Source organism: Bacillus sp. JJ1609, from assembly GCF_036967045.1.
GTDB lineage: Bacteria > Bacillota > Bacilli > Bacillales > Cytobacillaceae > Mesobacillus.
This window is the reverse complement of record NZ_JBALSS010000035.1, coordinates 1-23,067: the sequence shown is the minus strand read 5'-3', so window position 1 is coordinate 23,067 and position 23,067 is coordinate 1. Positions and strand designations below refer to the sequence as shown.

Annotated in this window: 22 protein-coding genes; 21 read left to right on the top strand and 1 reads right to left on the bottom strand. The window is 43.0% G+C overall.

All coding sequences use genetic code 11. The features are described 5' to 3' along the window. Positions 1-12 precede the first annotated feature (12 nt). The 17 genes from yqiS to V7654_RS21330 all read left to right on the top strand — a co-directional run bounded on the left by yqiS (position 13) and on the right by V7654_RS21330 (position 18,611). Positions 13-918 (top strand): phosphate butyryltransferase, encoded by a 906-nt coding sequence (gene yqiS / locus V7654_RS21410; protein ID WP_438825332.1) that lies wholly within the window; start codon positions 13-15, stop codon positions 916-918. 28 nt (positions 919-946) lie between these two features. Continuing rightward, positions 947-2,041, top strand: a complete 1,095-nt coding sequence (gene bcd / locus V7654_RS21405; protein WP_335432872.1) for a branched-chain amino acid dehydrogenase — start codon at positions 947-949, stop codon at positions 2,039-2,041. Positions 2,042-2,164: 123 nt separating this feature from the next. Next, positions 2,165-3,250, top strand: coding sequence for a butyrate kinase (gene buk, locus V7654_RS21400; RefSeq protein WP_335432871.1), 1,086 nt, complete (start codon positions 2,165-2,167; stop codon positions 3,248-3,250). A gap of 24 nt (positions 3,251-3,274) precedes the next feature. Next, positions 3,275-4,696, top strand: coding sequence for a dihydrolipoyl dehydrogenase (lpdA, locus tag V7654_RS21395; protein ID WP_335432870.1), 1,422 nt, complete (start codon positions 3,275-3,277; stop codon positions 4,694-4,696). Positions 4,697-4,765: 69 nt separating this feature from the next. Continuing rightward, entirely contained in the window at positions 4,766-5,761 is a 996-nt protein-coding gene (locus V7654_RS21390; RefSeq protein WP_335432869.1) for a thiamine pyrophosphate-dependent dehydrogenase E1 component subunit alpha, read from the top strand. Positions 5,762-5,773: 12 nt separating this feature from the next. Continuing rightward, positions 5,774-6,757, top strand: coding sequence for an alpha-ketoacid dehydrogenase subunit beta (locus V7654_RS21385; protein WP_207499925.1), 984 nt, complete (start codon positions 5,774-5,776; stop codon positions 6,755-6,757). A gap of 49 nt (positions 6,758-6,806) precedes the next feature. After that, a complete protein-coding gene (locus tag V7654_RS21380; protein ID WP_335432868.1) occupies positions 6,807-8,117 on the top strand; it encodes a dihydrolipoamide acetyltransferase family protein in 1,311 nt (436 codons plus the stop codon). Between the two features lie 223 nt (positions 8,118-8,340). Further along, positions 8,341-10,308 (top strand): methylmalonyl-CoA mutase family protein, encoded by a 1,968-nt coding sequence (locus V7654_RS21375; RefSeq protein ID WP_335432867.1) that lies wholly within the window; start codon positions 8,341-8,343, stop codon positions 10,306-10,308. Then, complete coding sequence (gene scpA / locus V7654_RS21370) at positions 10,295-12,475, top strand: methylmalonyl-CoA mutase (protein ID WP_335432866.1); 2,181 nt, start codon at positions 10,295-10,297, stop codon at positions 12,473-12,475. The genes V7654_RS21375 and scpA overlap by 14 nt, the downstream gene beginning before the upstream one ends. Then, a complete protein-coding gene (gene meaB, locus V7654_RS21365) occupies positions 12,475-13,608 on the top strand; it encodes a methylmalonyl Co-A mutase-associated GTPase MeaB (protein WP_335432865.1) in 1,134 nt (377 codons plus the stop codon). Before scpA ends, meaB begins: the two co-directional genes overlap by 1 nt. 76 nt (positions 13,609-13,684) lie before the next feature. Beyond that, entirely contained in the window at positions 13,685-13,855 is a 171-nt protein-coding gene (locus V7654_RS21360; RefSeq protein ID WP_335432864.1) for a hypothetical protein, read from the top strand. 140 nt (positions 13,856-13,995) lie between these two features. Further along, positions 13,996-14,433, top strand: coding sequence for a BrxA/BrxB family bacilliredoxin (locus tag V7654_RS21355; RefSeq protein ID WP_335432863.1), 438 nt, complete (start codon positions 13,996-13,998; stop codon positions 14,431-14,433). A 221-nt stretch (positions 14,434-14,654) separates the two neighbouring features. Further along, positions 14,655-15,455, top strand: a complete 801-nt coding sequence (locus tag V7654_RS21350) for a transporter substrate-binding domain-containing protein (protein WP_335432862.1) — start codon at positions 14,655-14,657, stop codon at positions 15,453-15,455. Positions 15,456-15,540: 85 nt separating this feature from the next. Then, positions 15,541-16,200: an amino acid ABC transporter permease gene (locus V7654_RS21345; protein WP_335432861.1), complete on the top strand. Its 660-nt coding sequence runs from the start codon at positions 15,541-15,543 to the stop codon at positions 16,198-16,200. Continuing rightward, a complete protein-coding gene (locus tag V7654_RS21340) occupies positions 16,193-16,915 on the top strand; it encodes an amino acid ABC transporter ATP-binding protein (RefSeq protein WP_335432860.1) in 723 nt (240 codons plus the stop codon). The genes V7654_RS21345 and V7654_RS21340 overlap by 8 nt, the downstream gene beginning before the upstream one ends. 158 nt (positions 16,916-17,073) lie before the next feature. Beyond that, complete coding sequence (locus tag V7654_RS21335) at positions 17,074-18,069, top strand: aromatic acid exporter family protein (RefSeq protein ID WP_335432859.1); 996 nt, start codon at positions 17,074-17,076, stop codon at positions 18,067-18,069. 26 nt (positions 18,070-18,095) lie between these two features. Further along, positions 18,096-18,611: a L,D-transpeptidase gene (locus V7654_RS21330; RefSeq protein ID WP_335432858.1), complete on the top strand. Its 516-nt coding sequence runs from the start codon at positions 18,096-18,098 to the stop codon at positions 18,609-18,611. Positions 18,612-18,665: 54 nt separating this feature from the next. Here the strand turns inward: V7654_RS21330 and prli42 are convergent, their stop codons facing one another. Then, a complete protein-coding gene (prli42, locus tag V7654_RS21325) occupies positions 18,666-18,761 on the bottom strand; it encodes a stressosome-associated protein Prli42 (RefSeq protein WP_335375805.1) in 96 nt (31 codons plus the stop codon). A 465-nt stretch (positions 18,762-19,226) separates the two neighbouring features. Here prli42 and mce point away from each other — a divergent pair, with 465 nt between their 5' ends. The 4 genes from mce (at position 19,227) to V7654_RS21305 (ending at position 23,000) form a co-directional block, all read left to right on the top strand. Further along, positions 19,227-19,649, top strand: coding sequence for a methylmalonyl-CoA epimerase (gene mce, locus V7654_RS21320; RefSeq protein ID WP_335432857.1), 423 nt, complete (start codon positions 19,227-19,229; stop codon positions 19,647-19,649). Next, a complete protein-coding gene (locus V7654_RS21315; RefSeq protein WP_335432856.1) occupies positions 19,642-21,192 on the top strand; it encodes an acyl-CoA carboxylase subunit beta in 1,551 nt (516 codons plus the stop codon). The genes mce and V7654_RS21315 overlap by 8 nt, the downstream gene beginning before the upstream one ends. 74 nt (positions 21,193-21,266) lie before the next feature. Beyond that, entirely contained in the window at positions 21,267-22,388 is a 1,122-nt protein-coding gene (locus V7654_RS21310) for a tripeptidase T (RefSeq protein WP_335432855.1), read from the top strand. Between the two features lie 129 nt (positions 22,389-22,517). Continuing rightward, entirely contained in the window at positions 22,518-23,000 is a 483-nt protein-coding gene (locus V7654_RS21305) for a chemotaxis protein CheW (RefSeq protein ID WP_335432854.1), read from the top strand. The last annotated feature ends 67 nt before the right edge of the window (positions 23,001-23,067 follow it).

Genomic DNA, 23,067 nt, shown 5'->3' with positions numbered 1-23,067 from the left:
TTGAAGCCAGGAATGAAATTAGACTCACTTATCACCAAGGCATCCCAAAATAGTAGAAAAACAATCGCAGTCGCGGCTGCGGAAGATTCCGAGGTTTTAGAAGCGGTCGCACAGGCTGCCAGAATCAATCTTGCTGACTTTCTTTTGTTTGGCAACGAAGAAGAAATCAAACAGATGATTTCTTCTGAGCATCCAGAACTGCAAGGTCATACTGGGATTAAAATCATTTCCGCACCAAATAATAATAGTGCTGCTGAAATGGCAGTGAAGGCAGTCAAAGCAAATGAAGCCAATGTATTGATGAAAGGGAATCTCCCGACTGCTTCGATTTTAAAGGCTGTCCTTAACAAAGAATACGGACTCAGGACGGGAGCGGTACTCTCGCATGTAGCCGTTTTTGAAATCCCTGGCTATGACAGGTTCACCATTGTTACCGATGCTGCAATGAATATTGCGCCTGATCTTGATCAAAAAGCACAGATTGTTAAGAATGCTGTTCAAATTGCCCATGCGATTGGGATTAAAATGCCGAAGGTTGCTCCTTTAGCAGCAGTAGAGGTAGTCAATCCAGCGATGCAGGCAACACTTGATGCAGCTGCACTAACGGTGATGAATAACCGCGGCCAGATTTCAGGCTGTAAAATCGATGGGCCTCTTGCCTTGGATAATGCAGTTTCACAATTGGCTGCTGAACACAAGGGGATTCAAAGTGAGGTAGCTGGAAAGGCTGATATATTATTAGTCCCAGCGATTGAAGTTGGAAATGTATTATACAAATCATTGATTTATTTTGCGAATGCAAAGGTTGGAGCGATCATTGCAGGTGCAAAGGCTCCAATCGTATTAACATCAAGAGCGGATACAGCCGAAAGTAAGCTTTTTTCACTTGCGCTGGCGTTATGCTCTGCAGCTAAATAATTTACATAAACCAGGGGAGGAATTAGAAATGGAAATTTTTAAGTATCTAGAACAGTATGATTATGAGCAGGTAGTTTTTTGCCAGGATAAACAATCAGGACTAAAGGCGATTATTGCCATCCATGACACAACTCTTGGACCAGCACTTGGCGGGACACGCATGTGGACTTACGCATCTGAAGAAGCTGCGATCGAGGATGCGCTGCGCCTTGCTAAAGGTATGACATATAAAAATGCTGCAGCTGGCCTTAATCTTGGTGGAGGAAAGACAGTAATCATCGGCGATCCTCGCAAGGATAAAAACGAAGAAATGTTCCGCGCTTTTGGCCGTTATATCCAGGGCTTAAACGGAAGATATATCACTGCAGAAGATGTAGGTACAACTGTTGCGGATATGGATTTAATCCATGAGGAAACAGACTTTGTTACGGGTATTTCACCTGCATTCGGGTCTTCAGGAAATCCTTCACCAGTAACTGCATATGGCGTTTACAGAGGTATGAAGGCAGCTGCTAAAGCAGCATTCGGCACTGATTCTCTTGAAGGAAAGACCATTGCTGTCCAAGGTGTAGGAAACGTGGCATATAACCTTTGCCGACACCTGCATGAAGAAGGCGCGCAGTTAATAGTGACTGATATCAACAAGGAAGCAGTCCAAAGAGCGGTTGAGGAATTTGGTGCAAGAGCGGTGGATCCGGACGAAATCTACAGTGTTGAATGCGATATTTACGCCCCATGTGCACTTGGTGCTGTAATCAATGATGACACTATCCCGCAAATCAAAGCTAAGGTCATTGCAGGTGCTGCAAATAACCAGCTTAAAGACACTAAACATGGCGATATTATCCATGAAATGGGCATTGTCTATGCACCAGACTATGTAATCAACGCTGGCGGAGTAATTAACGTAGCGGATGAGTTGTACGGTTATAACGCTGAAAGAGCAATGAAAAAGGTAGAAACAATTTACAATAACATTGAAAAAGTAATCGCGATTGCAAAAAGGGATGGAATTCCTACTTATAAAGCGGCTGACCGCATGGCAGAAGAGCGTATCGAGAGAATGCGCAATTCTCGCAGCCAATTCCTGCAGAACGGCCACCACATTTTAAGCCGCCGTTAATTGAAAGTCATAAGTAGAGTGCGCTGAATCTTCATTCGGCGCCTCTGTTATTTACTAAATAAGTGCAACTGACGTTTTTACGGATTGCCATGTAAGTCCGTTATCTAAATTGGAGGTTTAACTGTGCAACAAACAGAATATCGGATTCTAGTTATTAATCCAGGATCTACATCCACGAAAATTGGAGTCTTTGACAATGAGGTTTCGGTTTTTGAGAAAACAATCCGTCATGATTCATCAGTCATTAACTCCTATGAAACCATCATCGATCAATACGAATTCAGGAAGAATACGATACTTGAAACGCTTGATACTGAAGGAATCAACATTTCAAAATTGAGTGCTGTTTGTGGGCGCGGCGGGCTGCTAAGGCCAATTGAAGGCGGAACATACGCAGTAAACAATAAAATGCTAGAAGATTTGCGCGCTGGATTTTCAGGACAGCATGCATCAAATCTAGGCGGGATCCTTGCTTATGAAATTGCATCAGGTCTGAATATCCCATCCTTCATTGTCGATCCTGTCGTAGTTGATGAGCTGGACCCAGTTGCTCGTATTTCGGGTTTTTCACTCATAGAACGAAAAAGTATATTCCATGCTTTGAACCAAAAGGCCGTTGCGCGCAGGGTTGCGAAAGAGCTTGGAAAAAAATATGAAGAGCTTAACCTGATCGTCACTCACTTAGGCGGCGGTATTACTGTTGGAGCCCATAAAAGGGGAAGAGTCATTGATGTGAACAATGGCCTTCATGGGGACGGGCCATTCAGCCCTGAACGCGCTGGCACTGTTCCAGTCGGTGACCTTGTTGACCTATGCTTTTCGGGCGACTACTATCGTGAGGAAATCATGAAAAAGCTGGTTGGACAGGGTGGTCTCGTCGGTTATCTCGGAACAAATGATGCAGTAAAAGTTGAAAAAATGATCAAGCAGGGCAATGCAAAAGCGAAGCAGGTATATGAAGCAATGGCCTATCAGGTAGCGAAGGAAATTGGGTCTGCCAGCGCAGTGCTTGCAGGTAAAGTAGACGCGATAGTCCTGACTGGCGGCCTCGCTTATGGAAAAGATTTTGTCCATGAAATTTCAGAACGGATCAACTGGATCGCAGATGTAATCGTCCAGCCAGGAGAAAATGAACTACAGGCACTTGCAGAAGGGGCGCTTCGTATCCTTCGCGGGGAAGAAGACGTGAAAGAGTATCCAGGGAAATAAATGTAGTCAGAGGAGGGAATTCATATGGCTCAAGAATATGATTTAGTCATTCTCGGAGGCGGAACAGGCGGGTATGTTGCAGCTATTAGGGCATCACAGCTAGGTTTGAAAACTGCCATCGTTGAAAAGGGAAAGCTCGGTGGAACATGCCTGCATAAAGGCTGTATCCCAAGTAAGGCTCTTTTAAGGAGTGCAGAGGTTTTTGCAACTGCTAAGAAGAGTGAAGAGTTCGGCGTAACAACAGGTGAGGTCGGTGTCAATTTCGCTAAGGTGCAGGAAAGAAAGGAAAAGATTGTTGAACAGCTTCACAAAGGTGTTCAGCATCTTATGAAACAGGGCAAAATCGACGTCTATGAAGGTTTGGGAAGAATTCTCGGCCCTTCTATTTTCTCACCTATGCCAGGCACGATTTCCGTTGAAATGAACAGCGGTGAAGAAAATGAAATGCTCCTACCTAAAAATGTAATCGTCGCGACTGGTTCTAGACCAAGGACACTTCATGGATTGGAAGCGGATGGGCAGTACATAATGACATCGGATGAAGCGCTTGCAATGGAGGACTTGCCTAAATCAATTATCATTGTCGGCGGTGGAGTGATTGGGATTGAATGGGCATCCATGCTAGCTGATTTTGGAACGGAAGTAACGGTTATTGAGTATGCTGATCGAATTGTACCTACTGAAGACAAAGAAGTTTCAAGAGAAATGCAGCGCGCGATGAAGAAAAAAGGCGTCAAAATTGTCACGAGTGCAAAAGTGCTTCCGGATACCCTTCAAAAGGGAGATGGCGTTAAAATCAGTGCGGAGCTTAAAGATGAACCAAAAGAGTTCCAAGCAGAAAAGATCCTTGTTTCTGTCGGCCGTCAGGCAAATGTTGAAGGGATTGGACTCGAAAATACTGAAATCCAGTTAGAAAAAGGTTTTATCCAAACGAATGAATTCTTCCAGACAAAGGAATCCCATATCTATGCGATTGGCGATGTAATCGGCGGATTGCAGCTTGCGCACGTTGCCTCACATGAAGGAATCGTTGCAGTGGAGCATATTGCTGGTGTAGAAACGCATCCAATCGACTATACTTTGGTCTCCAAATGCATTTACAGTTCTCCGGAAGCTGCTAGCGTTGGATTGACTGAAGATGAAGCTAAGGAAAAAGGATTTGAAGTCAAAACCGGCAAATTCTCGTTCAAAGCAATAGGCAAAGCGCTCGTTTATGGAGAATCTGATGGGTTCGTTAAGATTGTCGCCGACAAAGAAACCAATGATATTCTTGGCGTCCATATGATTGGGCCACATGTAACAGATATGATTTCTGAAGCAGGCCTTGCAAAAGTCCTTGATGCAACACCATGGGAAGTTGCACATACAATCCATCCGCACCCGACATTATCAGAGGCAATCGGCGAAGCAGCCCTTGCGGTGGATGGAAAAGCAATTCATTCTTAAAAAACAATGATATAACAGTGCTCTTTTCAAAGGAAAAGAGCCTTATACGAACATTTGGGAGGTATAAAAATGGCAGAAAATCGTCACGCTGCACTTGGCTTAAGTGATGAAAAAGTTTTGGAAATGTATGAAACAATGCTATTGGCTCGACGCCTGGATGAGCGTATGTGGCTGTTGAACCGTGCCGGAAAAATTCCGTTTGTAATTTCCTGCCAGGGACAGGAAGCTGCACAGGTAGGAGCTGCTTTTGCTCTTGACCGCGAAAAGGATTATGTTCTTCCTTACTACAGAGATATGGGTGTGGTCTTAACCTTTGGCATGACTGCTAAAGATTTGATGCTTTCCGGTTTTGCCAAAGCTGAAGACCCTAACTCTGGCGGTCGCCAGATGCCAGGACACTTCGGTCAAAAGAAAAACAAAATTGTTACAGGTTCTTCTCCGGTTACGACACAGGTACCTCACGCGGTAGGGATTGCTCTTGCTGGTAAAATGGAAAAGAAAGATCTTGTTACTTTTGTTACTTTTGGGGAAGGTTCTTCCAATCAGGGAGATTTCCATGAAGGAGCAAACTTTGCGGGAGTACACAAGCTTCCCGTCATTTTCATGGTTGAAAATAATAAATATGCGATTTCTGTACCATATGAGAAGCAGGTTGCCGCTGAAAAGGTTTCTGACCGCGCCATCGGTTATGGTATGCCTGGATTTACTGTTGATGGAAATGATCCACTTGAAGTCTATAAAGTTGTAAAAGAAGCTGCAGACCGCGGCCGCCGCGGCGAGGGTCCGACTTTAGTCGAGGCTGTCTCTTACCGTCTGACTCCTCACTCATCAGATGACGATGACAGAAGCTACCGTGCACCTGATGAAGTTGCTAAGGCAAAAACCAATGACCCAATCATTACATTTGGTGCTTACCTCAAAGAAAACGGCATCATGAATGATGAAGCAGAAAAAGAAATCAATGACAAGATCATGAAATTGGTGAACGAAGCAACGGATTACGCTGAAAACGCACCATACGCAGAGCCAGAACATGCTTTAAAATACGTATATGCTGAAGAGTAAGGGGGAGCAAAAATGGCGGTTATTTCTTATATAGATGCAGTTACATTAGCGATCAAGGAAGAAATGGAAAGAGATCCGAGAGTTTTTGTCCTCGGGGAAGATGTAGGTAAAAAAGGTGGAGTATTTAAAGCGACTCAAGGTCTTTACGACCAGTTCGGCGAAGATCGTGTCATTGATGCTCCACTGGCTGAATCAGCAATCGCCGGTGTTGGGATTGGGGCAGCAATGTACGGAATGCGCCCAATCGCCGAAATGCAGTTCGCTGATTTCATCATGCCAGCTGTAAACCAGATTATTTCAGAGGCAGCCAGAATCCGTTATCGTTCCAACAATGACTGGAGCTGTCCGATGGTAATCCGCGCACCTTATGGCGGCGGAGTCCATGGTGCACTTTATCATTCCCAGTCGGTTGAGGCAGTGTTTGCGAACCAGCCGGGATTGAAAATTGTCATGCCTTCTACTCCATACGATGTAAAAGGATTATTGAAAGCGGCAATCAGGGATGAAGATCCAGTATTGTTCTTCGAACACAAGCGTGCTTATCGCCTGATCAAAGGCGAAGTACCAGAAGATGATTATGTTCTTCCCATCGGCAAAGCAGATGTTAAGCGTGAAGGTGAAGATATTACTGTTATTACTTATGGCTTGGCTGTCCACTTTGCGCTTCAGGCAGCTGAAAGACTTGCCAAGGATGGAATTTCAGCACATATTTTAGATCTTCGCACTGTATATCCATTGGATAAGGAAGCAATCATTGAAGCTGCATCCAAGACTGGTAAGGTACTTCTTGTAACAGAAGATAATAAAGAAGGAAGCATCATGGGTGAGGTTGCTGCGATTATTGCGGAACATTGCCTGTTCGAGTTAGATGCGCCGATCAAAAGATTGGCAGGGCCGGATATTCCAGCGATGCCATACGCGCCGACGATGGAGAAATATTTCATGATCAATCCTGACAAGGTTGAAAAAGCAATGAGAGAGCTTGCTGAATTTTAATATAAATTCTTTTATGAAATAATATGAATCGGAGAAGGAGGGTCAACCTTTGGCAATCGAACAAATTAAAATGCCACAATTAGGCGAGAGTGTTACTGAAGGAACAATCAGCAAATGGCTTGTTTCCGTTGGGGACAAAGTGAATAAATATGATCCGCTTGCAGAAGTAATGACTGACAAGGTAAATGCTGAAGTACCATCTTCCTTTGCAGGAACAATCAAGGAATTGATTGCAAATGAAGGAGATACTTTAGCTGTTGGGGAAATCATCTGCACAATCGAAATAGAAGGCGGAGGAGCTGAAGTGGCTCCTGCAGCTGAAACATCTGGAGCAGTAGTGTCTGCTGCTGGGGATGCAGCTAAAGCTCCAGCTGCGAATGAAGGAAGTAAAGCTAGGTATTCACCAGCAGTCCTGAAACTTTCCCAGGAAAACAGTATCGATCTATCTCAGGTTAAGGGCAGCGGTGCAGGAGGCAGAATTACCCGTAAGGATCTGCAGAAGATCATCGAATCTGGCAATATTCCACAGGCATCTGCTGCCAAGCCAGCTGATAAAACAGAAGCTGCAACGGTTCAAGCGGCTGCTTCACAGCCTTCAACCCAAGCTCAGCCAGCTGCAGTTCAAGCTGCACCTGCTCCATCTGTCCCTGTATCTGCAGGAGACATCGAAATACCGGTTACAGGCATCCGTAAAGCAATAGCGGCTAATATGCTTCGCAGCAAGCATGAAGCTCCACATGCATGGACAATGGTTGAAGTGGATGTTACAAATCTTGTGGATTACAGGAATAACATCAAGGATGATTTCAAGAAAAAAGAAGGTTTCAATTTAACGTTCTTTGCCTTCTTTGTAAAAGCCGTTGCTCAGGCGCTCAAGGAATATCCACAAATTAATTCCATGTGGGCTGGTGATAAGATCATCCAGAAAAAAGACATCAACATTTCGATTGCAGTTGCTACAGATGATGCATTATTTGTACCTGTCATTAAAAACGCAGACGAAAAAACAATCAAAGGCATCGCTCGTGAAATTACTGAGGTGGCCCAGAAAGTACGCACAGGCAAACTTCGTTCAGAGGACATGCAGGGCGGTACATTTACTGTCAATAATACTGGCTCTTTCGGTTCGGTCCAATCTATGGGAATCATCAACTATCCGCAGGCTGCAATTCTGCAGGTTGAATCCATCGTTAAGCGTCCAGTGGTAATGAACAATGGCATGATTGCTGTCAGAGATATGGTGAACCTATGTCTCTCACTTGATCACCGTGTACTTGATGGACTTGTTTGCGGCCGTTTCCTCCAGAGAGTAAAAGAAATTCTCGAGCATACTTCAAAAGAGACAACTTCAATTTATTAATAGCTCTTATATAGGCTTGCAATTTAATGCGGGTATATGTATGAACAGCAATTAACAATATTTAAAGCCGCTGCAAGGTAAGCAGCGGCTTTTATATTGAGATGCACTTCGTTGCTAGAACAGCCATCGTGTACTAAAATAAAGAGGGAAAGAAAAATGTGAATTTTATTGCAATTTATGTATGAAGGGGGGCAAGCTGTCTAATAAAGTGGACAGTTGAATAATGACCATTGAAAACATGAAGGCTACGAATTTTAATAATGCTTCATTGGAAGATTGGCAGGAAAAAGCGTTAGCATCGTTAAAAGGAAAACCAATCGATACTCTTTATACAAGTACATACGAACAAATAACGCTCAAACCGCTCTATACACAGGAAGATATCATGGAGGATCAGATTCCTCATATTCCAGGGAAACGAGATTTCAGGCGCGGAAATTATCCACTAGGCTATCGGTCAACACCATGGCAAATCGCAAACCCTTTAGCTTATACAAACCTGGAGGAGCTGGAAGAAAAAATATCAGCTGCTCTAGCAAAAGGGCAAACAGCTCTCTCGTTTGAAGTGAGACCGGAATTGTTTGCAGATAGCAATAAGTTAGTATCTTTTTTTGAGAAATTCAAAAGTGATTACCCGTTCAGCGTTGACGCCGCCTACCTTCAGGCGCCATTGCTCGCTGCTTTAATCCATGCGAATAATGAAGCTGGAACGAATATGAACATTACGGGTTTTGTTGCTGCTGACCCAGTTGCAGAAGCGAGTTTATCAGGAGCGCTGCCAAAAGAAGAAGAACAGTTCTTTAGCGAATGGTCAAGAAATCTAGAGGAAGCAAATATACATTTGCCTGGCTTGAAAACTGTTTTAGTGAACACTTCACCATATCATAATAGCGGTGCAAATGCTGTTCAGGAACTTGCAATCGCCATTTCAACAGGTGTGTACCTTCTGGAAAAATTAATGAATCATGGCTGGGAGTTAAAGAAAGCGTTAACAAAAATGGTCTTCCATTTTGCGATTGGCTCCAATTTCTTTATGGAAACAGCAAAACTAAGGGCTGCTCGCCTTTTATGGAGTAAAACACTTGAGGCATATGGAGCAGGTGAACAAGAACGTAAAATGGAGATTTCAGCAGAGACCTCTTTGTTCACAAAAACAATCTTTGACCCATACGTAAATATGCTTCGAATTGGCAATGAGGCTTTTGCAGCTGTTCTTGGCGGAGTTCAGTACCTTCGAACAGGAACATTTGATGAAGCTTTAGGGAATGGTGATACGTTTTCTGAGAGAGTGGCCAGAAACACTCAGCTCATCCTGAAGTCCGAGGCGCATTTGGAAAAAGTTGCTGATCCTGCAGGTGGATCATGGTACATTGAATCTCTTACCAGGCAGCTGGCAGAAAAGGCATGGGACTTATTCCTGGAAATTGACCGCAAGGGTGGAATGTTAGAAGCCCTCAAAACTGGCTGGCTGCAGGAGCAAATCGCCGAAACTGCTAAAGAAAGGGAAAAAGACATATTCAAGCGCAAAAAAAGCATCATCGGAACCAATGTATATGCAAATCTCTCCGAACATTTCAGTGAACCGGCTGATTTTGAGATTGAAAGAGTCTGCATCGATAAATCGCTGGCTGATTTCATTGCAATGTTCTCTGCTGGGGAACCTTTATCAGGTGGAATAGTACCATTGAAAAACGCTATCAATTTTACCCCTATAATACCGAAAAGATTATCGGGCCCATATGAAAAATTGCGATTCAAGGCAGAAAAACTCACAAATGAAACTGGAGAAAAGCCTTCGATCGGTTTAATCTGTTTAGGGGAACTGAAAAAACATAAAGCAAGAGCCGATTTTATAGCAGGATTGCTTGCCGCTGGCGGGTTGCACTCAGTTAGAAGCAGTGAGCTCAAAGATTCTGCGGCTGCCGTTGATTTTATTAATTCTAAGAATATTTCACAATATGTCATTTGCGGAGATGGTTCGGATTATGCATTGCTCGGGCCTGAGCTTGTAAGTGAGATGAAAAAACAGCATCCAGAAGCAAAGCTTTATTTAGCAGGTTTGCCTGATGGGAATGAAGCAGATTGGAAGGAAGCTGGAATTGAAGACTTTATTCATCTAAGAAACGATGCGTATCAGATTCTATCTTCATTACTTCGTGATATGGAGGTGAGCTCACATGCAAAAGCCTGATTTTGCAAAAGTTAGATTGTTTGAGCCTGAAAAGCCAATAAACAAAGAGCAAATTGATCATGAAATCAGTCAAACTATAGATGCTTTGTTATTCGAAACAAATGAACAAATTAAGGTGAAACCAGTTTATACAAAAAATGATATAAACGCTGCAGAGCATCTTGACGGCAAACCTGGATTACCTCCGTATACGAGAGGACCGTATCCAGCCATGTACGTCAATCGTCCCTGGACTGTCCGGCAATATGCAGGATTCTCGACGGCCGAGGAAAGCAATGCTTTTTACAGGAGGAATCTCGCAATGGGGCAAAAGGGGCTGTCCGTTGCTTTCGACCTGGCTACGCATCGCGGCTATGATTCTGACCATCCTCGTGTAGAGGGAGATGTCGGCAAGGCTGGTGTTGCGATTGATTCAATTTTGGATATGAAAATTTTATTCGATGGAATCCCTTTGGACCAAATGTCTGTTTCAATGACAATGAACGGGGCAGTATTGCCGATCATGGCATTTTTTATTGTTACAGCGGAAGAACAAGGGGTAACGCAGGATAAATTGTCTGGGACCATCCAAAATGACATTCTCAAGGAATATATGGTTAGGAACACTTATATTTATCCTCCGGAAATGTCGATGAAAATTATTGCAGATATCTTTGAATATACGTCAAAGTACATGCCTAAATTCAATTCAATCAGTATCTCAGGCTATCATATGCAGGAAGCAGGAGCACCGGCGGATATCGAATTGGCTTACACCCTTGCGGATGGCTTAGAATATGTGAGGACAGGACTGAAGGCAGGAATAGATATTGATTCCTTCGCTCCAAGGCTGTCATTTTTCTGGGCAATCGGCATGAATTATTTCATGGAAGTAGCCAAAATGAGAGCCGCACGCTTCATCTGGGCAAAAGTGATCAAAACCTTCAATCCTGAAAATGAGAAATCAATGGCTTTAAGAACTCATTCGCAAACATCTGGATGGAGCCTGACAGAACAGGATCCATACAATAATGTCATCCGCACCTTGATTGAAGCGCATGCAGCTGCAATGGGTCATACACAATCGCTCCATACGAATGCACTGGATGAAGCAATTGCATTGCCAACTGATTTTTCTGCAAGGATTGCTCGTAATACACAACTATTTCTTCAAGAAGAAACCGGCATTACTAAAGTCATTGATCCATGGGCAGGCAGCTACTATGTCGAGAGCCTGACTAACTCGCTGATCGAACGCGCCTGGAAGCATATAGAAGAAATCGAAAGCCTTGGAGGAATGGCCAAAGCAATTGAAACAGGTCTTCCAAAAATGAGAATTGAAGAAGCGGCAGCACGGCGCCAAGCGCAAATCGATTCTGGAAAAGAAACGATAATCGGCGTCAATAAATATAAGCTTGAGAAAGAAGATCCACTTGAAATCCTGGATATTGACAATACAGCGGTCCGGGCAAAACAAATCGCGAGGCTGAAGGAGCTAAAAGAAAATCGTGATAATCAAAAAGTCGAAATCGCGTTGACGGAACTCACAGAAGCGGCGGAAACAGGGGAGGGCAATCTCCTGGAACTAGCTGTCAAGGCAGCAAGGGTGCGTGCTTCTCTTGGAGAGATTTCTGATGCGATTGAAAAGGCAGCAGGCAGGCATAAAGCGATTATTCGGTCAATCAGCGGCGTTTACAGTTCTGCATTCACAAACGAAGAAGAAATTGCCGAAGTCCAGCAAATGACAGATGAATTCCTTGAAAATGAAGGAAGAAGACCTCGAATTATGATTGCCAAAATGGGTCAGGATGGTCACGACCGCGGTGCGAAAGTCATTTCTACCGCGTTTGCCGACCTGGGCTTTGATGTAGACATCGGGCCATTGTTCCAGACTCCTGAGGAAACAGCAATCCAGGCTGTCGAGAATGACGTCCATGCGATTGGGATCAGCTCCCTTGCCGCAGGACATAAAACGTTGCTTCCGCTGCTAGTACAGGAATTGAAGAAGCTGGAGCGTGAAGATATTGTCGTCATAGTCGGCGGTGTTATCCCTGCACAGGATTATGAATTCCTGTATGAAAACGGCGCAAGTGCGATCTTTGGACCAGGCACCGTTATTCCAGCAGCAGCTCAAAAGGTTTTGAGAACAATCTATGATCGCCTGGGCTACGAGGAAGTGTCGGAATAATGGCTGACGAGAAAAAGCCTGAATGGTTCGATCCGGAAAAGGCAGATTTCTTTTCGAGTATTGTGAAGCCAGGAGTGGCTGACATAGGGGTGACTAGCAAGGTTAGCACGGGAAAAACAGGACGTTTCGTAAAAAAAAGCAACGCTGCTAATCTTGATCCCTCAAAGCTCGCCAACGAAATTAAAAGTGGAAGCAGGACTGCACTGGCAAGGGGAATCACCTTGATAGAAAGCAATGCAGAGCACGATTTTCATGCAGGACAGTCTCTGCTGCAGCTGCTTCTGCCAGATACAGGTTCTGCGGTAAGAATAGGAATCACAGGTGTTCCGGGAGTTGGAAAAAGTACCTTTATCGAAAGCTTTGGAACCTATTTATGCAGCCAAGGGCATAAAGTTGCCGTCCTGGCTGTTGACCCAACTTCAAGCCTGACTGGAGGAAGCATCCTGGGGGACAAAACAAGGATGGAAAATCTCGCAAGGAATCCCCGGGCATTCATCCGACCTTCTCCTTCTGGAGGAAAGCTTGGTGGAGTCCATAGAAAAACTCGTGAAACGATGCTCGTATGTGAAGCCGCAGGCTTTGATGTGATTCTAGTCGAAACTGTAGGGGTAGGCCAAAGCGAGGTAATTGTCAGGAATATGGTCGATTTCTTCATGCTCCTCGTTCTCACCGGTGCTGGCGATGAACTTCAAGGTATGAAAAAGGGAATAATGGAGCTTGCAGATGCAGTTATTGTAAATAAAGCAGATGGTCCAAATGAACAAATAGCGTGGAAGACAAAAGAAGAATATAACCGTATCCTCCATTTTCTTCAGCCTGCCACAAAAGGCTGGGAGACAGTCTCTTTGACCTGTTCCGCTTTGCATAACAAAGGCATTGAGGATGTTTGGCATACCATTTCAAGCTTTGAGGGCAGTACAAAAGAAAGCGGCGCCTTTTCAGACCGTCGACGAAGCCAGGCAAAAGAGTGGCTGAACGATATGATTATTGACCAATTGCAGGCGAATTTCTTTCAACATCCAATGATAAAACTCATGCTCCCTAAAGTGGAAAATGAAGTCATTTCAGGGAGCAGGCCTGTAGCTTCTGCTGTTGAAGAATTGTTCAAGGCCTATTTCAATTCAAATAAATAAGCTGCCCAACGACAGGCAGTCTCTTTCTTATATTAGGCTATGCGAAAGTTATTTGTTGATTTGCCACTATGTTGATTTGAGCGGAATACGCGAGACTCCTGATGTAAAGGTCATGGGAGACCCAGCAGGGGCGCGGGCCCCAGTGCCGCGCCTGGAAGAGAAATCAACAGGCAAGTTTCACAGTGCCTTGGTATTAAAAATCCAAAAAAAGTGGACAACGGAAAATATGCCGTTGTCCTTCATCTAGGGAGTTTAGGGGTATGGATCTAGCTGTATTGTTACCTTTCCCTGAATACGGATGAGTTAAACATACTTTGAAAATTTTTTATTAATTGTTATCATATAACCATGTACTTGATATATTCCAGCAGAGGAGAGATAGATTATATGAGCATGGATTTCAATTTTTTTATGAATGATGTTGTCCGCCAGGCCCGCCAGGAAATAGTGGCGGCAGGATATACAGAATTGACGACAGGTGAAGATGTAGAACAGGCATTAGCAAAAGAGGGAACAACACTTGTGATGGTTAACTCCGTGTGCGGTTGTGCTGGTGGCATTGCTCGCCCAGCTGCGGCGCATTCCCTTCACTACGATAAGCGTCCTGACCAACTTGTTACTGTTTTTGCTGGACAGGATAAAGAAGCTACAGAAAAAGCAAGAAGCTACTTCACAGGTTACCCGCCTTCATCCCCATCTTTTGCCTTGCTGAAGGATGGCAAGTTAATTACCATGATCGAGCGCCATGAGATAGAGGGTCACGACCCTATGGCGGTAGTGAATAAACTGCAGAATGCATTCGAAGAATATTGTGAAGAAGTATAATTTAATTTTGAGAATCCCATACTATTTGGGATTCTTTTTTTGTTTTTTATGATTTTATATTTAAAAATATTATTGCATAAATATGAGTATGTGTTAAAATGCATTATGTTGAATATTTATTATCAATAGATCATACTTGAAAAGCTATGAGGTTTCAGATAATAATATATTTATTGATTTTAAAAATATAAAATTTTCTAAAAGCTATAGGAGGAAAACAAGTGAAAAAGGCATTATCTATTTTTATGGTCAGTATTTTAATTATGGGGATTTTGACTGCATGCGGTACAGCATCAAAAGAAAAAGAAGAAAATGCAGGCGGCAATGGTGAAGAAAAGAAAGTATTAACAATGGGTACTTCAGCTGATTACCCTCCATTTGAATATGTTGAAACTGCTAAAAGTGATGAAATTATTGGTTTTGATATCGACCTTGCAAACCTGATCGCTGGTGAACTTGGTTATGAAGTAGAAGTTAAAGATATGGATTTCAATGGCCTAATTGGTGCAATCCAGGCTGACCGTGTTGATTTTGTAATGGCTGGTATGACGCCAACTGAAGACCGTAAGAAGAGCGTAGATTTTTCTGATGTTTATTATACAGCTAAGCATATGATTGTTTCAGCAAAGGACAGCAACATCAAGTCGGTGGAAGACCTTAAAGGAAAGACAGTTGGTGTTCAGCTAGCTTCTATCCAGGAAGGCAAGGCAGAAGAGATTGGCGAAACAGTAAAGATTAAAGTGGAAAAGCGTACAAGAATTCCTGAATTGATCCAGGAAATCAAAGCTGGACGCATTGATGCAGCAATCATCGAAGATACTGTTGCAGAGGGGTACTTCAAGAATGATAAGGACCTATTTGGCTTCACTCTCGAAGAGGAAAATGAAGCAGACGCAGGCTCAGCAATCGCATTTCCTAAGGACAGCGAACTGACTGAGGAATTCAATAAAGTGCTTAAAGAAAAAATGGAAAATGGCGAAGTGGAAAAGCTAGTTGTTAAATGGTTTGGCGGAGAAAAGTAAGAATAAAAAACAGGCGTTCAGAATGGTTATGTCTTTCTGGGCGCCTTTCTCCTTCATGAAATAGATAGAGAGGGTTGTTAATAATATGAATCTGGATTTTACCGCCATCCTCCCTTCATTGCCATATATATTAAAGGGAATCGGCGTTACTCTTAAAATTGTATTGGTTGCAGGACTGCTTGGTTTTGCATTTGGCATCATCCTTGCTATATTCAAAATCAGCTCATCGAAGGCTTTGAATTGGTTTGCTGATCTTTATACTTCGATTTTTCGTGGTACTCCGCTAATCCTGCAGCTGATGATCATTTATTATGGTGCACCACAAATAATCGGCTTTGAAATCGCCGCTTATACAGCGGCTGTCATTTCATTCTCTTTAAACTCAGGAGCATATATTTCTGAGATTATCCGCGCAGGAATTTTAGCTGTAGATAAAGGCCAGAAAGAAGCAGCCATGGCACTAGGCGTTCCTAACAAACGGATGATGTGGGATATCATCCTGCCACAGGCAATGAAGAATATCCTGCCAGCATTGATGAATGAATTCATTACCCTTACTAAGGAATCTGCGATTGTTACGGTCATCGCAGTTGATGATATTATGCGCAGATCATATATTGTCGGCGGCGAGCAGTACAGATTTTTCGAGCCGCTGATCTTTGCGGGCCTCATATATTATCTAATGGTCATCTCCTTGACATTTATCGGCAAGGCAGTTGAAAGGAGAATGAGACAAAGTGATTAATGTACAAAATCTTCATAAATCTTTTGGCAAGCTGGAGGTTTTGAAGGGCATTACTACTAATATTGAAAACGGCGAAGTAGTTGCGATCATTGGACCTTCAGGATCAGGGAAATCAACCTTCCTTCGCTGTATGAATTTGCTTGAACAGCCAACTAGCGGCCAAATTTTTATTGGCTCAGAGAATATTACCGACAAGAAAACAAATATCAAGAAAGTCCGTGAAAATGTGGGAATGGTTTTTCAGCACTTTCACTTGTTCCCTCATATGACGGTGCTGCAGAACGTGACATATGCACCAATTAAAGTGAAGGGCATGTCAAAGGAGGAAGCTGATAAGCACGGATTAGCACTCCTGGAAAAGGTAGGACTCTCCGAAAAGGCAAATGAATATCCAAACAGACTTTCAGGAGGCCAGAAGCAGCGTGTAGCGATTGCACGCGCGCTAGCAATGAACCCTGAAGTGATGCTTTTTGATGAACCAACCTCTGCACTTGACCCGGAAATGGTAAAAGAGGTGCTTGAGGTTATGAAATCCCTTGCTCATACTGGTATGACAATGGCAATTGTCACACATGAGATGGGATTTGCCCGTGAAGTTGCGGACAGAGTATTGTTCCTTGATGGCGGTGTGCTGGTTGAGAATGCTCCGCCTGCAGAATTTTTTGGCAGTCCAAAAAGCGAGAGAGCAAAAGTCTTCCTTGAAAAAATGCTCTAGAAAGCAAGCGTTGCTTTTGTAATGCATTGCCTTTCTGCTAAACTAGAGGGTGACCATATCTTAAAAGGTATGGTCATCTTTTTTATTTTCTTATGTCCGGGTCAGGATAGGGCCCAGTGTAATTGCCGCTTAAGCATTCTGTGTTAGGAGAAATAAAGGTGAAATTTAGAATTGGCTACCGTACATTAAAAACAGCGCTAGGCACAGCAGCATCAATTATGATTGCCCAGTATCTCGGATTCGGGAATTTTGTATCTGCAGGAATTTTGACGATTCTTTGCATCCAGGTTACTAAGAAACGGTCACTTCAGGCATCTTGGCATCGTTTCCTTGCCTGTATCATCGCTATGATTTTTTCAGCCATTTTCTTTGAAGGGATTATGTATCATCCGATTGTCATTGGGCTGCTTTTGCTCTTTTTTATTCCAACTGTCGTAATGGCTGGCGCCAAAGAAGGAGTCGTATCCAGCAGTGTCATCATCATGCATATTTATTCGGCTGGAAATGTAACTTCCGGTTTGCTTTTGAATGAACTCGGAATTATCACGATTGGCATTGGGGTTGCCTTGGTAATTAATTTTTACATGCCTAGCGTTGATAATAAACTTGAAGAATACCAGCGGGAAATAGAGGTGCTTTTCAAGAAGATTTTCAGCGAAATAGCAATCTACATTAAGAATAATGATAGCAGCTGGGATGGCAGAGAATTGACCGAAACAGCAAGGTTGATTGAAAAGGCAAAAGCACTTGCGCTACTGGATGTGGAAAATAATTTTTTAAGAGATGAAAATTTATATTATCAATATTTTAGAATCAGGGAAAAACAATTCGAAATTATTGAACGGGTGTTGCCCTCTGTCACTTCCATTCCACGGCAGGTCGAACAAGGAACAATGGTAGCGGAGTTTGTTGAGACTCTGTCAAAAGGAATCAATCCTGGCAATACAGTATTATTCCATCTGGAAAAACTGATGAGAATGAAGGCGGAATTTGAGAATATGGAGCTTCCAAAAACGAGAGAGGAATTTGAGTCACGTGCTGCACTTCTACATTTTGTCAACGAGATGGAGCAGTTCCTGTTATTGAAAAAGTCCTTCAAGGGGTTAAAGACAAGTCACAGTGGGCATGAAAAGGTAGCAGACGGGGCAACCTAACAGAAATAAACAACGGAGGGAACATTATGCCAGGGTTTATTTCTATATTACTTGCTGCGATGGTCTTTTCGCCAATCTGGCCGCTTGGTCCAAATCCGCTGCCTGGAGATCCATTGGTGATTGTGAATAAGCAGACAAATGAGGTAGCGCTCATTAATGAGAATCGAGTCCAAACTGTTGTTTCTGCTGCCACAGGAAAAACGGAAGATTTAACACCTGAAGGACTTTTTACAGTGACAGTCAAGGCGCCAGATCCTTATTACCGTAAAAAGGACATCCCCGGAGGGAATCCGGAAAATCCGCTCGGCAGCAGATGGATTGGTTTTGACGCTGAGAATACAGATGGAAGAACGTATGGAATTCATGGAACAAATGACCCCTCAAGTATAGGCAAAAAAATATCTCAGGGCTGCGTACGTCTCCAAAATGAAGCTGTTGAATCATTATACGAATACATTCCTTTAGGAACAAAAATACTCATTACATCCTCCTCCAAAAGTTTTCTTGAACTCGGTAAGGAGCAGGGAGCTATTAGCAAATAAAAAGGACTGTCAGTTGACAGTCCTTAAATTTTTATATGGTTTAAAAAATAGAAATTATAGAAATGTTGACAGGCCCATAAGAAGGGTAGAAGCAAGCATAGTTAAAAGCATGATATATACTACTACCTTCCTGGTATTTGGCTTACGCATGAAAAATTCCCCCTTCCTAGCTTTTGTCCTCTACTTATTTTACATCCCATTGAGGAAATCAACAACTCTTTTTCTGAAATTAGCTTATTGAATGGCTCTGTTAACCTTAACTGTTGATTTCCGCTCCAGGCGCTTGCTTTCCGGGGGCTTTCGCCGAGCCTCCTGCCGGTTGCACATTTCACCTTGGTCTCGCCTGAAACGCTAATCCCCCAGGTATTGAATAAAAGTGATCTAATTTGGGACACGGTTACTCAGAGAAACCTCGAAAAATGAACTATTCTGCCTTGTATGATAGTGTAATAGATAAAGATATTAACATAAGAATGATCCCTATCCATAATATTATGCCAATCCTTTATTCTCAATTCAATCTGAAAACCGTACTTAAATAAGAAGGATTTGTGACATTTATATCGAATATTAAAATGATTAAATATATTCAAATAGTAATTGGAGGGATATCACATGATTAAAAAGGTCGACCATATCGGAATTGCTGTCAAATCTCTTGAGAATGCCCTCCCATTTTATACAGATGTGCTGAAGCTGCCATTGATTGGGATAGAGGAAGTAGACAGCGAAAAAGTAAAAGTGGCTTTCCTTAAAGCTGGGGATACAAAGCTAGAACTTTTGGAACCGATTTCAGAGGAAAGTGCCATTGCTAAGTTTATTGAAAAGCGCGGTGAAGGCATCCACCATGTTGCATTAGGCGTAGAATCCATCCAGGAGCGCATTAATGACATGAAAGAAAATGGCATCAGAATGATCCAAGATGCTCCCAAAAAAGGAGCGGGAGGAGCTCTGGTAGCTTTTATGCACCCGAAATCAACAGGAAGTATTTTATATGAACTTTGTGAGAAAGACAGGGAGGCTGAAAATAATGCCTGATATATACGAAAAAATCAATGAACTATATGATCGCCGCAGGGAAATAGAACTTGGCGGCGGAGATGAGCGGATTGAAAAGCAGCATGAAAAAGGTAAGCTTACTGCCCGCGAAAGGATTGAACTTCTAGTTGACCCAGGAAGTTTCGTGGAATTGAATCCGTTTATCCAGCACCGAAGCACCGATTTTGGGCTTGAGAACCAGAAGGGCCCTGGGGATGGAGTGGTAACGGGTTATGGAAAAGTGAATGGCCGGCCAATCTATTTATTTTCTCAGGATTTTACCGTGTTTGGCGGGGCCCTTGGAGAAATGCATGCAAAGAAAATCGCGAATGTAATGGATTTGGCAGCCAAAAACGGTGCGCCATTTGTTGGCTTGAACGATTCTGGCGGAGCAAGGATTCAGGAAGGCGTTGTTTCTCTTGATGGCTACGGGCAAATTTTTTACCGCAATTCCATCTATTCAGGCGTTATCCCGCAAATTTCTGTCATAATGGGCCCCTGTGCAGGTGGAGCAGTATACTCGCCGGCAATCACCGATTTCGTATTCATGGTGGAAAAAACAAGCCAGATGTTCATAACTGGCCCGAAGGTCATTGAAACAGTAACTGGAGAGAAAATTTCTGCAGAGGATCTCGGCGGTGCAATCGTCCATAATACGATCAGCGGAAACGCACATTTTCATGGCCAGTCTGAACAAGAAACCTTGGAACAGGTAAGACTGCTGTTAAGCTACCTGCCGCAAAACTATGAAGAAAAAGCGCCACGACTTGAAGCAGATTCCAAGGATGATTACCGTCCAGATTTAACTGATGCGGTTCCTTTTGACGCAGTCAGGCCTTATGATGTGCGCAAGGTTATTGAACAGGTGGTTGACACCGGCAGTTTCCTAGAAATACAGAAGGACTTCGCGAAAAACATTGTCATCGGACTCGCCCGGATCAAAGGGGAGGTAGTCGGACTCGTTTGTAATCAGCCAAAGGTTATGGCAGGCGGACTTGACATCGATTCATCTGACAAGGCATCAAGGTTTATCAGATTTTGCGATTCCTTCAATATTCCAATCATTACTTTTGAGGATGTAACAGGATTTTTCCCTGGAATCAAGCAGGAGCATGGGGGCATCATTCGTCATGGCGCGAAAATCCTTTATGCCTATTCAGAAGCAACGGTTCCAAAGTTAACCGTTATTCTTCGAAAAGCATATGGAGGAGCCTATGTGGCACTGAATAGTAAGTCAATTGGAGCTGACCTTGTTTTTGCATGGCCGAATGCTGAAATCGCCGTCATGGGTCCGCAGGGAGCGGCCAATATCATTTTCGCGAAGGAAATCCAAAACAGCGAAAATCCTGAGCTGACAAGACAACAGAAGATTGATGAATATCGCGAAAAATTCGCAAATCCTTATGTAGCTGCAAGTCAGGGAATGGTAGATGATGTTATCGATCCACGCGATACAAGGATCAAGCTGATCCAAGCGCTTGAAATGCTTCGCACTAAGAAAGAGGACAGGCCGGGCAAGAAACACGGAAATATCCCGCTCTAATATTTTGTATTTGCTGTTGTAATTCATTTAACGGTATACTCAAATAGTATATACATAATTGGAGGTCGGCTTAGATGATAAATAACGAACGTTTATTGAATGAGTTCTTGGAGCTAGTCCAAATTGACTCTGAAACGAAATACGAAACTGAAATCGCCCGCGTCCTGAAGCAGAAATTCACTGATTTAGGACTTGAGGTAATCGAGGATGATACGACTGCTGTGACAGGTCATGGAGCAGGAAACCTGATTTGTACATTGAATGGCACAAAGGAAGGAGTAGATACAATCTACTTTACTTCTCATATGGATACTGTCATTCCTGCAAAAGGCGTGAAGCCTTCCATTAAGGACGGTTATGTTGTCACTGATGGAACAACGATTCTTGGTGCTGACGATAAAACAGGCCTTGCGGTCATGCTTGAAACGATAAAGGTTTTAAAGGAACAATCAATCGAGCATGGATCAATCCAATTCATCATTACGGTTGGTGAAGAATCAGGACTTGTTGGAGCAAAAGCTCTTGATCCATCTTTGGTAAAAGCAAAATACGGATACGCGCTTGATAGTGATGGCAAGGTAGGTAATATTATTGTTGCTGCGCCAACTCAAGCAAAAGTTGCCGCTGTAATCCATGGAAAAACAGCTCATGCAGGGGTTGCTCCTGAAAAGGGTGTGTCTGCCATTACGATTGCTGCAAAGGCTGTGGCAAGAATGCCGTTAGGTCGTATCGACGAGGAAACTACTGCGAATATTGGTCGTTTCCAGGGTGGAACACAAACGAATATCGTATGTGACCATGTTGAAATACTTGCTGAAGCTCGTTCGTTGATTCCTGAAAAGATGGAAGCTCAGGTCAAGAAAATGAAAGAAGCATTTGAATCTGCTGCACAAGAAATGGGCGGCAAAGCAGATGTCGATGTTCAAGTGATGTATCCGGGCTTTAAATTCGGCGAAGGCGATCTTGTTGTTGAACTTGCAAGAAAAGCAGCTGCAAAAATCGGCAGAAGCTGTGAACTGCAGCACAGCGGCGGCGGCAGCGATGCTAACGTAATTGCTGGCTTCGGCATTCCGACTGTTAACCTTGCTGTAGGCTACGAAGAAATTCACACAACAAATGAAAGAATGCCGATTGAAGAGCTAGGAAAGCTTGGAGAGATGGTCATTGCTTTAATTCAAGAAGTGGCTGCACAATAAGACACAAAAGGGCTTCCGAAATGGAAGCCCTTTTGTTGTAATTTCCAATTGCTACTTACTCTTGCAGGAATAAAATGTTATATTGTTGATAGAGTAATAGACAGAAATTTTACAAAGGGTGTGAACTCCATGGCTGAAACCAATAAGACGGTAGTTTTCCAGGCAGGGAATGAAGAGTATGCTTTCCCAATCCTCTATGTCATTTCAATAGAAAAGCTTGAAGGAATGACAGCGATTCCTCATATGCCGAATTATGTCACAGGGATTACTAAGGTTAGGGGCGACTTGATTCCTGTTATTGACTTAGAAAAAGTACTTTATAGCCGTGATATTCAAGCTGATGAAAAAACAAGACTGATTGTTTTGCAGACAGCTGATATTTCGATTGGCACCTTAGTTAGGGATGCTAAAGAAATTCTGGAGATTCCTGCTGAAAACCTTAAGCAGCCAGGATTGATCGCCTATCAAAAAACAAAATTCATTACAGGTATTGCCAATTTTGATAAACGTATGATCATGGTCATCGACCCGGAAACGCTGATACAGTCACTTGAAGGTATTAAGGAAATCAAGGAATATATGCAAAAAGAGAAGCTTGAATTACATAATTAAGGAAATGATTTTTAGCTTTAATTGGATACAAACAAGGCTGGTTCAATGTGAACCAGCCTTGTTTGTA

Bases quoted from the DNA above. Each gene is read 5' to 3' on its own strand.
- V7654_RS21310 (WP_335432855.1), top strand. From the start codon at position 21,267: ATGATAAATAACGAACGTTTATTGAATGAGTTCTTGGAGCTAGTCCAA.
- scpA (WP_335432866.1), top strand. From the start codon at position 10,295: ATGCAAAAGCCTGATTTTGCAAAAGTTAGATTGTTTGAGCCTGAAAAG.
- meaB (WP_335432865.1), top strand. From the start codon at position 12,475: ATGGCTGACGAGAAAAAGCCTGAATGGTTCGATCCGGAAAAGGCAGAT.
- V7654_RS21315 (WP_335432856.1), top strand. From the start codon at position 19,642: ATGCCTGATATATACGAAAAAATCAATGAACTATATGATCGCCGCAGG.
- mce (WP_335432857.1), top strand. From the start codon at position 19,227: ATGATTAAAAAGGTCGACCATATCGGAATTGCTGTCAAATCTCTTGAG.
- V7654_RS21305 (WP_335432854.1), top strand. From the start codon at position 22,518: ATGGCTGAAACCAATAAGACGGTAGTTTTCCAGGCAGGGAATGAAGAG.
- lpdA (WP_335432870.1), top strand. From the start codon at position 3,275: ATGGCTCAAGAATATGATTTAGTCATTCTCGGAGGCGGAACAGGCGGG.
- V7654_RS21345 (WP_335432861.1), top strand. From the start codon at position 15,541: ATGAATCTGGATTTTACCGCCATCCTCCCTTCATTGCCATATATATTA.
- yqiS (WP_438825332.1), top strand. From the start codon at position 13: ATGAAATTAGACTCACTTATCACCAAGGCATCCCAAAATAGTAGAAAA.
- V7654_RS21385 (WP_207499925.1), top strand. From the start codon at position 5,774: ATGGCGGTTATTTCTTATATAGATGCAGTTACATTAGCGATCAAGGAA.
- bcd (WP_335432872.1), top strand. From the start codon at position 947: ATGGAAATTTTTAAGTATCTAGAACAGTATGATTATGAGCAGGTAGTT.
- V7654_RS21375 (WP_335432867.1), top strand. From the start codon at position 8,341: ATGACCATTGAAAACATGAAGGCTACGAATTTTAATAATGCTTCATTG.
- V7654_RS21330 (WP_335432858.1), top strand. From the start codon at position 18,096: ATGCCAGGGTTTATTTCTATATTACTTGCTGCGATGGTCTTTTCGCCA.
- V7654_RS21390 (WP_335432869.1), top strand. From the start codon at position 4,766: ATGGCAGAAAATCGTCACGCTGCACTTGGCTTAAGTGATGAAAAAGTT.
- prli42 (WP_335375805.1), bottom strand. From the start codon at position 18,761: ATGCGTAAGCCAAATACCAGGAAGGTAGTAGTATATATCATGCTTTTA.
- V7654_RS21355 (WP_335432863.1), top strand. From the start codon at position 13,996: ATGAGCATGGATTTCAATTTTTTTATGAATGATGTTGTCCGCCAGGCC.